This window comes from Acinetobacter sp. UBA3025 (assembly GCF_002367915.1).
In the GTDB taxonomy this organism is placed as follows: Bacteria; Pseudomonadota; Gammaproteobacteria; order Pseudomonadales; family Moraxellaceae; genus Acinetobacter.
Window position 1 is genome coordinate 1 of the sequence record NZ_DFDO01000003.1, and the last position, 10,538, is coordinate 10,538.

12 protein-coding genes are annotated in these 10,538 nt (G+C 41.0%); 4 read left to right on the forward strand and 8 right to left on the reverse strand.

The genetic code is table 11. The features are described 5' to 3' along the window. The first annotated feature begins 246 nt into the window (after positions 1–246). The 3 genes from B4J23_RS00040 (at position 247) to B4J23_RS00050 (ending at position 2,581) form a co-directional block, all read left to right on the forward strand. The gene (locus B4J23_RS00040; protein ID WP_291358085.1) at positions 247–624 is read left to right on the forward strand and encodes a hypothetical protein; all 378 of its coding nucleotides are present in this window, start codon (positions 247–249) and stop codon (positions 622–624) included. Next, on the forward strand, positions 618–1,820 hold the full coding sequence (locus B4J23_RS00045; RefSeq protein WP_291358087.1) for a CsgG/HfaB family protein: 1,203 nt from the start codon (positions 618–620) through the stop codon (positions 1,818–1,820). Before B4J23_RS00040 ends, B4J23_RS00045 begins: the two co-directional genes overlap by 7 nt. Before the next feature lie 86 nt (positions 1,821–1,906). Continuing rightward, positions 1,907–2,581 carry a hypothetical protein gene (locus B4J23_RS00050; RefSeq protein ID WP_004786838.1) on the forward strand — a complete coding sequence of 225 codons (675 nt, stop codon included), beginning with the start codon at positions 1,907–1,909 and terminating at the stop codon, positions 2,579–2,581. 282 nt (positions 2,582–2,863) lie between these two features. On the opposite strand, the gene B4J23_RS00055 is transcribed toward B4J23_RS00050, so the two are convergent. From B4J23_RS00055 to B4J23_RS00065, 3 genes are all read right to left on the reverse strand, one after another. Continuing rightward, complete coding sequence (locus tag B4J23_RS00055) at positions 2,864–3,439, reverse strand: xanthine phosphoribosyltransferase (protein ID WP_004786836.1); 576 nt, start codon at positions 3,437–3,439, stop codon at positions 2,864–2,866. A gap of 90 nt (positions 3,440–3,529) precedes the next feature. Beyond that, entirely contained in the window at positions 3,530–4,189 is a 660-nt protein-coding gene (locus tag B4J23_RS00060; RefSeq protein ID WP_414631555.1) for a DUF3108 domain-containing protein, read from the reverse strand. Positions 4,190–4,396: 207 nt separating this feature from the next. Beyond that, positions 4,397–5,083 carry a hypothetical protein gene (locus B4J23_RS00065; RefSeq protein WP_291358093.1) on the reverse strand — a complete coding sequence of 229 codons (687 nt, stop codon included), beginning with the start codon at positions 5,081–5,083 and terminating at the stop codon, positions 4,397–4,399. Between the two features lie 262 nt (positions 5,084–5,345). Between B4J23_RS00065 and B4J23_RS00070 the strand changes: the two genes are divergently transcribed. Further along, a complete protein-coding gene (locus B4J23_RS00070) occupies positions 5,346–6,203 on the forward strand; it encodes an energy transducer TonB (protein WP_291358102.1) in 858 nt (285 codons plus the stop codon). Here B4J23_RS00070 and B4J23_RS00075 read toward each other — a convergent pair. The 5 genes from B4J23_RS00075 to miaB all read right to left on the reverse strand — a co-directional run bounded on the left by B4J23_RS00075 (position 6,200) and on the right by miaB (position 10,241). After that, on the reverse strand, positions 6,200–6,601 hold the full coding sequence (locus B4J23_RS00075; protein WP_291358095.1) for a hypothetical protein: 402 nt from the start codon (positions 6,599–6,601) through the stop codon (positions 6,200–6,202). The two genes, B4J23_RS00070 and B4J23_RS00075, sit on opposite strands and share 4 nt — an antisense overlap. 158 nt (positions 6,602–6,759) lie before the next feature. After that, positions 6,760–7,059 carry an antibiotic biosynthesis monooxygenase family protein gene (locus B4J23_RS00080; RefSeq protein WP_180031751.1) on the reverse strand — a complete coding sequence of 100 codons (300 nt, stop codon included), beginning with the start codon at positions 7,057–7,059 and terminating at the stop codon, positions 6,760–6,762. A 92-nt stretch (positions 7,060–7,151) separates the two neighbouring features. Beyond that, positions 7,152–7,634: an rRNA maturation RNase YbeY gene (gene ybeY, locus B4J23_RS00085; protein ID WP_180031749.1), complete on the reverse strand. Its 483-nt coding sequence runs from the start codon at positions 7,632–7,634 to the stop codon at positions 7,152–7,154. A 34-nt stretch (positions 7,635–7,668) separates the two neighbouring features. Next, entirely contained in the window at positions 7,669–8,745 is a 1,077-nt protein-coding gene (locus tag B4J23_RS00090) for a PhoH family protein (protein WP_004786823.1), read from the reverse strand. A gap of 38 nt (positions 8,746–8,783) precedes the next feature. Continuing rightward, entirely contained in the window at positions 8,784–10,241 is a 1,458-nt protein-coding gene (gene miaB / locus B4J23_RS00095) for a tRNA (N6-isopentenyl adenosine(37)-C2)-methylthiotransferase MiaB (protein ID WP_004786821.1), read from the reverse strand. Between the last annotated feature and the right edge of the window lie 297 nt (positions 10,242–10,538).

Consider the following 10,538-nt stretch of genomic DNA (forward strand, 5'->3'; position numbering starts at 1 on the left):
ATTAAATGAATTTTATATTCATTATTTTTCTTACTAATGATTTCTTACAAATCACAAATTATAAACAAATTTATTTAATTTTAATAAAAACATAAGTTTAAATTTTTATTTGAAAATAAAAAATATGTGAATACGGATAATTTCTTTATTTTATTTTTTTATCTGATTAAATATTTTTTAGATAAATTAGATCTTATTTAAAGTAAAAAACTAAATAAACATTTTGAATCAGAGGATATTAATATTATGAGAATATTGGCGATCAATATGGGTTTAATTTGTTTATGTTTTTTAAGTAGCGCTTATGCAACCTCAGATGAGTGGAGTCAGCGTTGGAAAGCATCAGCAGCACGTTCTAGTGAAAATTTGGTTCAAGCAAACCTGATCGAACTTAGAGAGTCGGATTATTATTCTGGATTAGGAAAAACCACGGTGTATAGCACCTCAACTACCTCTATCGGTACAGTAAATACGCCGACTAATAATATCAACATAGAGGGTTCGGATAACAATATAGATATTGCAAGCGAGCTTCTAAATGGAGCTCCTGTAAATTCGAATACCAATCAAAATACCAAACAGTGTCCTAACTTAAGTACCAGACAGGGAGAATCAGCATGCTGAATTTTCCATCCAGAAGAAAGATTTCTTTTGTGAGCTTACCGGTGCTTTTGAGCTATTTTCTAACTGGGTGTACTGGTTTGGCACCCTCCAATAAGAAGCCGATGAAACTGGTACAAGGACCTCCTATTACCGATATTTTTACTCCTTTTGATATGGCTTTATCCTGTTTAAAAGGACAATTACGTAATGATGTCAGCTTCTCTGTAGGTGCGATTTTGGATCAAACCGGCAAAGATGTGGTAACCAATGGAGGTAGTGGGAAAATGGTCACCCAAGGCGCTGGAGATATGGTGCAGTCTGCTTTATTTCAGGCGGGAGTTAACTTAATGAACCGACGTGATCCCCGAATTATTGAAAGTGAAGCCAAGTGGGGGATTCGTGATCCAAGACAGATTCAGGCCTCTGATTATTATGTGACGGGCAGTATTAACAGTCTGGATTTTATTCCGGGTGGTGGATTTGATATGCAGATTGCGGGTGTTGGCCCGAACTATAGTCAAACCCGTATTATGGTTGGTCTGGATTTATCTCTTACCGATACACGTACGAGTAAAGTCGTTGCGAATGTATCGCTGCAAAAGCAGATTGCTGCACAGGATTATGGTGTCAGTGCCGGGCGGTTTACTGGACGTACCTTGTTAAATGTTCAAATTGGTAAAGGAGAACGTGAGGCGACTAATTTTGCTTTACGGCAAATGTTGAATCTGGCCACTTTTGAATTACTCAGTCAGGTTGTTCCGCCTCCTGTCTTTGCTGGTTGCCGTGCACAAATACCACCTGAATATGGTCAGCTCAATCTGACACGAAGTTCTGTGGCTTTGCATAAGTACAAAAAAAGTCAGGAGCAAAATAGTATAGCGTCCAGTACTGCTGTTCAGGAGTCAGCTGCAACAGAATCTTCTTCATCCAATGAAAAAAATAAATCGACCAATTCACCGAGTAAAGATACGAAGCCACCTAAAAACAAAGAATCCGAAGTGATTCAGAATCCTGAAGCAGATCCTGAAATGAGTAAACAAGATTTAATTAAATATATCAGTAAGAAAAAAGCTTCGTCTTCTTCAGGTGTAGTAAAGAACGAAAAAGATTCGCAAGAAATGAATTCTAAAGAAAAAGAAGAGGAGAAGGTATCCATGTTGTGGGATGCCAATCCTGAAGTTATAGAAAATTACTGGTCAAGTTCTCAGCGTGATTAATTGACCAGTAAAAATGGGCTCGCTCCCATTATGAGAAAGAAATACTGAGCGAGAAGTATTTCAAAGCTAAAAAAGGAAAAACAACGATGAAAAACACGATCAAAACAATCGCTTTATCTGTCGCTTTCCTGTCTGGTGCAGGTATGGCATATGCTCAAGATGATGAAACACCAACTGAAGTAACCGTAGATACTGGTTTACAAGCGACCCTGGAGTCGATCTCTCAGCAGGTGGAAAATGGTTCTGCCTTGAATCTTGCAGTAAATACAGGTGATGTTGATGCCAGCGTCGATTTACAAGCATTAGGAGAGGTATCAAGAGAAGCACAGGATGCAATTAGTTCAATTGAAGGTACGATTGAAACTACAGCAATTGGCGCCGCGAATACAGGTAGTATTACACTAGAGCAAGGCAGCTTTAATAGCGTGATATCAGACGTATCAGATGAGACATATAACTATGACTTCAGTGAAGTTACCAGTGCAACTAATAACTCAGAAACTGTAGAAGAGCTCTCAGAGGTTGCTGATAGTTCAGACATCTCAGAAGTAGTGAGTACTACACTGGCGACCAACTACAGTGAGCAAATCAATGAAACTTTAAGTAATTATAGTGCAGCAAATATTGCTTACAATGCAGGTACCATTGATGCATCTGTAAGTGCAATTGCAGAAGGAACTCAAACTGCTGTTAACAACAGTATCACAACTACCGCCATTGGTGCTGTCAACAGCGGTAGTATTACTGTGACTGTCAAATAGTTTATTGTTGAAAATAAACCAAGGGTCTAACTATTGGCAGATAGTTAGGCCTCTTATTTTATAATAATATCAGTTTAAATTGTTGTTATTTTTCGGATAATAAATTCTTGAGGCTTTAGTTGTCTTGAAATCTCATAAGAAAAAGTCGGAGTACAACTATTTACGTGCAGTCGAAAATAGATAATTTTATAGCTATATTTTAGTTATTCCTAGCTAACCGAAATTAAAAAAATCTAATAAAAAAGAGTGCCGAAGCACCCTTTAAAATATTCATTTGTAAACTTAATCGCGAACAAATTCGACAGTACCATTTGCCAAAGATTTCACACGCGCTAATGATTCAACGCGGTAACCTTTTTCAAGTAACAAGTCACGGCCTGGCTGGAATGATTTTTCAATCACAATCCCGATCCCTACCACTTCAGCATTCGCCTGATGAATCAAGTCAGCAAGACCCAGTGCTGCCTGACCATTTGCCAGGAAGTCATCAATCACTAAAACCTTGTCAGATGAACTAATGTGTTTATTTGAAATGGCAATCGTGCTTTCAGTCTGTTTGGTAAATGAAAATACTTTAGAACGGTATAAATCATCTTTTAAAGTGAGAGACTGGTATTTGCGTGCAAAAATCACTGGAACACCAAGCTCTAAGCCTGCCATGACTGCAGGTGCAATACCGGACGCTTCAATGGTAATAATTTTGGTAATACCAGCATCTTTAAACAGACGCGCAAATTCCTGACCAATTTGCTGCATCATGATTGGATCAATTTGGTGATTTAAGAAAGAATCAACTTTCAAAACTTCTTCAGATAGAACGATACCTTCGGCTAAGATTTTCTGTTCTAGTGCGTGCACGGGAGAATCCTCAAGAGCAGGTGCTTTTTAAAGCAAAAGCGTATTGTAAAAAGCACCCAAAAAAAATCAAGCGAAATTCACCAAAAAACCTTAGTTCGTTTTACCGTTATAGCTGGTCAGCAATAAACCGTAAGAGGTTTTCTTGTCGACATGCGATACTTTGACTGGTAAGTAGTCCAGTTTCGGTGCTAACCAGAAAGTAGTTTCACGGCCTGGTTTGTTGTGTTTAATCACTACTTTAATGGTACTAAATGAACCATATTTGGTGCTCACCGTTTCTGTACCTTGTTTGACGAATTTACGGCCTTCCACTTCTTTGGCATCAGCAATGTAGTAATTCGATTTTAAACCACCATTTTTCAGGTCTTCACGAATCTGCAATTCAGCATTTAGCTCATCCAGTACATCTGCTCTCCAGGCAAAAGAACGTTTTTCATCATCTTTCTTGGTACTGATCGTTTTGCTAGATGGATTGAAGTTGATACTCATGGTGTTGCTATGCACCAGAATCTTACTGGTACGGCTGAAGCTGCTTGAACCAATCTTGCCATTATTAAAAGTAAAACGGCTGGTTTCAGTCGCTGAAGCAACGCCACCCGCTTTGGCTGCAAAAACATAGGTCCAGTTATTACCAGATTTGCTCAAGGTACGGGTAGCAGAACCCATATTTTTTCCATTGTAGCTAAACTGATAATTGGCTTGGAAAGGCGTCATGGCGAAGGTCTGGGTGGATAAACCAGTAAGTACCATTGCGGTAGTCAAGCCTGCAGTCACCCCTAAAGTTTTGAATACAGTTTTCGCCATAAAGAATTGTCCTGTGTAGTTTCAGATAAAATTGATCACTTTCCACTTTTTATTATTTGGTCAAAATGTGGAAAATGAAGGGAGATTTTCAATAAAAATGTATATTTCATGTAGTTGCTGGTGTATTTGTTTAGGTATTGAATTACACGCAGTTTAAGTCGGTTCTTTCTGTTTGATCGGTGTGACTTTATTGTCATCCATGTCGTCTTCGTCCCATTTCTCTTCTTTTTCCTGAGAAAGCTTTCTGAACAGGGCAGCAAGATTCACATTACCGATCACTACCAGTTCAGCTTCACGAAGTACCGCATGGTTCACATGAACCTTACCAAGTGTTTCAATCACCGAGCGGTTTTTACCTAACCAGCGATTCAGATCCAGATGCAACAAATCATCTTTTACTTTAATCACGCCCAGTTTTTCCAGAATCATGCCAAGAGGGTCCTTATTCAGCACGCGCTGATAGAAAAACAGGGCGAATCGTACCCCCAGTTTATAAAAGATATTTGGGTATTTGGCTTCAATCAACTGGGTATCACTGATCTGTTCAAATACGATGAGCTGCGTATTCTTATTCAGCTCCATTTGCACCAGTTTTAAATCAACTGATAAGGTCACGTTCAGACCTTTATAGTCCAGCGTGGCATAGAGCCGTAACCAGTCATCATGCAGATCGGCATGCAGGTCTTTCAGCATGGAAACATTGTCAGTGACAAAACGTTGAAATGTCGCATTCAGGAAAACTTGAGACAAAGGGAATTCGCGTTCATCCTCAATAAATCCTTCCGCCTTTTGATACGCCTGGCGAATTTTATTAGAAATATTGGAAATTAGCGTTTGCATCTTTAAGCATCCTGGCAACTATATGTTTTAATTCGAAGTGTATCTTGTCGAATTGTATAAAAAATACAAGAGTTTCAGCTTGCAGTTTAGCAAAATAAATAGCACCATTTTTAGGGTTTTAGTTATGTAACGTTGAAGATTTGATGGGTTTGGCATTTTTAAAAGAAAAATGCAAAGCCGTTTATTTTTTAATTTTTAAAAATGCTGTTTGGGGGATGAACTCAAGTCTGGGTTCGTAGCGATGAGATCAACCATGATATTAATGCCTCTGGTCAAAGCCTGGTGGAAAGATCCAATTTTTAATAGCGCCGTATTTGCAGCTGTTATTTTGCATGTGATTTTTCTCACGCTGGAATTTGGTATGCCACAAGATCAGGAGAGCATGACCAAAGAAATTGCAGTCAGTATTCGTCAAACTGATGAAAAAATTGAGCATGCAGATTTTCTGGCTCAAACTGACCAGCAAGGTTCAGGTAAATTTCGTGAAGCACATCGTATGTCGAGCGATATGCCTGCACCGTTGATGGAGCAAAAGACCGGAGAAGAGCAGCAAGAAAGTCCGGATATTTTGCAACAACAGCGCGAATTAAGCTTTGAAGAAAAAGTGCTGATGACGACTTTAAGCTGGCAAAAACAGGCGGAAGAAAATCAGCGCAAAAAAATGCAGGAACAGTTACAAAGTCAGTTTCAGGCCAAAGCCGCTATGGTAGCCAGTCTTGAAGCCCAATATCTGCAACGACAACAAAACTTCAGTCGTCAGCAAAAAATTAAAACCGTAGATGGCATCCAGTCCAAACAGGATGTCTCTGCGGCTTATCTGGAAAAATTCCGTCAGAAAGTGGAGTTCTATGGTAACCGCTATTATCCAGACGCGGCCAAACAGCAGAATCTGGCAGGAGAGGTGCGCTTGATGGTGATCTTGAACCAGAACGGCGGAATCCGTGCAATTCGGTTAATTGACAGTTCAGGGCATAGTTTGCTAGATGAAGCTGCAAAATCTTCAGTGCGCAAAGCAGCACCGTTTGGAGCATTTGATGCCAAGATGTCGGATATTTCCGAGTTACGAATCATTCGAACCTGGCGTTTTGATCCGGCTGAAGCAGAATTTGAGGTGCGTTAATCTGGACGCTTCGCCTGCATATAACTACCTTGCTGAGTTCCATCGTCCCAGACCACATTTAAATGGTTTTCATCTATGGCTAGATATTTGGGAAATATCATTAAGTCCTGGTACTTTGGATCTGCTTTTAAGCCAATACACTCTTTATTTTGCCACCATGTTCCTTCGGCAAATTGATCCAGAGCACCATAGGCCAGATACCATTTAAAGGTACCATCTGCTTGTAACAGCAACTCCGAACCTAATTCCATAACTCCGTTTAAATAATAATGGCCTGCCCATGAGCTTTGGTTCTGTTGAAATTTAATTTTTGGGCACATGGGAATTGAGTGGGCATAAAGTGATGAACACAGCCAGGGAGAGAAAATAAGTAATGCAGTCGAGAACAATCTTTTCATTACGTTCTCCTGAAATTTTTGAAGCACAGTTCTTTGTTAAAGTTCATTATGTGCTTATGTATTTCTGGAAGAAATCATGAATGCGTAAGCAGATATTTTTTTAAAACTCTGTATCTAAGAACAGATCAAGAAAAAAATAAATAAGGATCGATGAGTATTTAATTTAAATGTGCATCATAGCGCCGTAAAACTTCACAGACTTCCACGCTGAAATATGTATACCAGCTATTTTTCCCTAGCTCTTGAGCAGCCTGATGTTCAGCATCTGCATGCCAGGCGCGAATATCATGAAGACTGTTCCAGTAAGAAAGCGCAATTTCCTGAGTACCTTCGGTTAAGGCTTCAAAATACTGGCACTGAAATTGTGAAAGGGCTCTTTCTCTCATTCGCTGGGCTGTTTCAAAATAACACTGATCTAATTCTTTAATTTGCGCTTTGAAAATCACGACATATTTCATGAAGGTTTTTATTTTATTTCTTAAATTGAGCTTATTATGAAGTGAATAAAATGAAAAAAGCGAGCCTTAGCCCGCTTTTTAATTATTGAATTTTAATCTCTTTCCAGATAAGGATTAGCAATACCCAGTTTGTCCAGAATCTCGATCTCAATGCCTTCCATTTCTTCAGCATCTTCCTCTGAAGTTTCATGGTCATAACCCATCAGATGCAAAGTACCATGTACCAGCATATGGGTGAAATGGAGCAGTGGAGCTTTGTCCTGTTCAGCAGCTTCACGCAGCACTACTGGAATACAAATCACCAAATCACCGATCGGGAAAGCATCCAGAACCTGTGCCATTTCATCTGGAAGTTCACTTGGAAAAGACAGGACATTGGTCGGTTTATCCTTGCCGCGATATTCCAGATTGAGTTTATGACTTTCGTCATTATCGACACAGGCAATGCCAATTTCACAATCACTTTGGGTACCGATATGGCGCAAAGTGGTTTCTACAACTTTTTTAATATAGGCACGTTTCAGCACCAGTTCTGGTGACTGAAAGTCCTGTTGCAGGGAGAGACTAAGTTTCAACGTGAATCCTTAAAAATTAAATAACAATGCAGCTTTAATGCTGTGCATCAGCCGCAGCATCATTTTCAGCTATCAAGGCTTCCTGACGGGCTTTACGCTCAGCACGAGCCTCAGCGCTTAAACGCTGCTGTTCACTGTCCCAGCCTTCGTAGGCTTCAACAATTTTCTGAACCAGCTGGTGACGCACGACGTCACGAGAATGGAAACGGGTAATATGAATTTCAGGGATTTTATCAATCACACGTAAGGCATGTGCCAGACCAGACTGCTGACCTCGTGGTAAATCCACCTGAGTCACGTCACCAGTAATCACTGCACGTGAACCGAAACCTAAACGGGTCAGGAACATCTTCATCTGTTCAGGTGTAGTGTTCTGGGCTTCGTCCAGAATCACAAAAGAATGATTCAGGGTACGACCACGCATATAGGCGAGCGGTGCAACTTCAATAATCTGACGTTCGATCAGCTTGGCCACTTTTTCGAAACCAAGCATCTCATACAAGGCATCATAAAGGGGACGCAAATACGGATCGATCTTCTGGGTTAAATCCCCCGGCAGGAAGCCAAGTTTTTCACCCGCTTCAACTGCAGGACGAACCAGTAAGATACGCTGGATTTCATTACGCTCCAGCATATCTACAGCGGCTGCAACGGCGAGATAGGTTTTACCGGTACCCGCAGGGCCAATACCAAAGGAAATATCACTTTGCAGAATACGCTGTACATAACGTTTCTGGTTGGCACCGCGAGGATTGATCCGGCCTTTGCGCGTTTGCAGCCAGACATTGTCCAGACCGGTATGTTCCTGTTCTTCCAGGTTCTCCTGGAGTTCACGATCGGTCTGGCTACCTTGAATCATCATATGCAGAGTATCTGCACTGATCTGCTGGCTGTGTTCAGATTCTTCATGAAGACGTTGCAAGAGCATTTCGGCTCTCTCAACGGCATCGATTCCACCATCGATAAAGAAACTTTCACCTCGGTGGGAAATTTTGACGTCTAAACGTTGTTCAATTTGTTTCAAATGACCGTTATAGGCACCTAAGACGGCTTGTAAACGGTCCATCGAAATTCCAGGAAAAGCTACTGTACGTCGAATCGTTGCAGTCAAGAGTGTTCCTTTTAGAAGTGTACGTTATATGCTCTACATTACGCCACGTCAGGCTCAAGATTCAAGAGCTCACCGTAAACTAAATTTAAAGTTTTAATTTCGGTAATTTCGATCTCTGCAAAACGTCCTACCCACGATGCATCGCCAATAAAGGTGACATAACGGGTGTTGTCTGCTGTACCGACCAGAACGTTCGGATCTTTATCAGAAACTTTCTCAACCAGTACGCGCTGGACTGTACCGAGCATGGCATCTGTTTTACGAATACTGGACTGTTTAATCCAGTCCTGAACTTTGGCCAAGCGTTCTTTTTTCACCTGTTCAGGTGTCGTATCTTCCAGCTCTGCGGCAGGGGTGCCCGGACGTTTTGAATAAACAAAACTATAAGAGTGATCGAAATCCAGATCCTGAATAAACTGATAGGTTTCTTCGAAGTTCTCATCGGTTTCGCCCGGGAAGCCGATAATAAAGTCTGAAGATAAATGCATGTCTGGGCGAACTTTACGTAACTTTTCGATTTTCTCGATATACACATCAATGGTGTGATTACGTTTCATCGCCTGCAATACATCATTGGAACCGCTTTGCACCGGCAGATGCAGATGCGACACCATCTGTGGCAGGTCACGATAGCACTGGATCAGATCATCATTGAATTCCAATGGATGGGAAGTGGTATAACGAATACGGCCAATACCTGGAATTTCTGCAACCAAACGTAACAGATCGGCAAAAGTACAGATTTTTCCGTCAAAGGTCTCACCGCGATAACCATTCACGTTCTGACCGAGCAGGGAAATTTCACGCACACCTTTTTCTGCCAAGCCAGCAATTTCAGCCAGAACGTCATCCAGTGGACGAGATACTTCTTCGCCACGTGTATATGGAACTACACAGAAAGAACAGTATTTTGAACAGCCTTCCATGATCGAAACAAAGGCTTTATAACCTTCAACACGTGGTTCAGGCAGGAAGTCAAATTTTTCGATGTCCGGGAACGAAATATCGACCAGTTTAATTTTTTCTTTTTTCGGTTTTTCGACCTGCTCAAAATGCTGGTCCAGCATTTGCGGTAAACGGTGCAGGGTTTGCGGACCAAAAATCATGTCTACATAATTGGCACGTTTCTGGATATTGTCACCTTCCTGAGAAGCCACACATCCACCGACACCAATAATCAGATCCGGATTTTTTTCTTTCAGCTTGCGCCAGCGGCCCAATTCTGAGAATACTTTTTCTTGTGCCTTTTCACGGATCGAGCAGGTATTCATCAGCAGAATATCCGCTTCTTTAGGATCGGTGGTCAGCACATAGCCGTGGGAATCGCCCAGCAGATCTGCCATACGGTGACTGTCATACTCATTCATCTGACACCCTTGCGTTTCGATATACAGTTTTTTAACTGAACCATCGATGGCTGGGGTGTGCGCTGGCTGGGTGACAGTGTTTTCTGAGGCAGCTGGGGCACCATTCGGAATGAAGGTTTGAACCGTCATGTAGGCTCCTACAAGGTAATACGTCGAAAGAGTGAACGAATAACCTGTTTGCATAGGCAAACGGGTAAATAAAAATTCAATTCACGTTCTGAAATCTTTAAAAGGCGCATATTTTAGCAGGAAAGTCGCTTAAACTTATAGCCTAAAATGCGGCTGGGAAAATATTGATTTATGGACAAAAAATGTCTGAAAATTAATATTGTCTAATCATAAGGTTACATAAGTGAACAATACAGTGGGTTATAATTTTCCGGCTAACTCTTATGATAGGCAACAGGGGCTGGGCGAAAACTCGAT

Bases quoted from the DNA above. Each gene is read 5' to 3' on its own strand.
- B4J23_RS00040 (WP_291358085.1), top strand. From the start codon at position 247: ATGAGAATATTGGCGATCAATATGGGTTTAATTTGTTTATGTTTTTTA.
- B4J23_RS00045 (WP_291358087.1), top strand. From the start codon at position 618: ATGCTGAATTTTCCATCCAGAAGAAAGATTTCTTTTGTGAGCTTACCG.
- B4J23_RS00050 (WP_004786838.1), top strand. From the start codon at position 1,907: ATGAAAAACACGATCAAAACAATCGCTTTATCTGTCGCTTTCCTGTCT.
- B4J23_RS00060 (WP_414631555.1), bottom strand. From the start codon at position 4,189: ATGGTACTTACTGGTTTATCCACCCAGACCTTCGCCATGACGCCTTTC.
- B4J23_RS00065 (WP_291358093.1), bottom strand. From the start codon at position 5,083: ATGCAAACGCTAATTTCCAATATTTCTAATAAAATTCGCCAGGCGTAT.
- B4J23_RS00070 (WP_291358102.1), top strand. From the start codon at position 5,346: ATGCCTCTGGTCAAAGCCTGGTGGAAAGATCCAATTTTTAATAGCGCC.
- B4J23_RS00075 (WP_291358095.1), bottom strand. From the start codon at position 6,601: ATGAAAAGATTGTTCTCGACTGCATTACTTATTTTCTCTCCCTGGCTG.
- B4J23_RS00080 (WP_180031751.1), bottom strand. From the start codon at position 7,059: ATGAAATATGTCGTGATTTTCAAAGCGCAAATTAAAGAATTAGATCAG.
- miaB (WP_004786821.1), bottom strand. From the start codon at position 10,241: ATGACGGTTCAAACCTTCATTCCGAATGGTGCCCCAGCTGCCTCAGAA.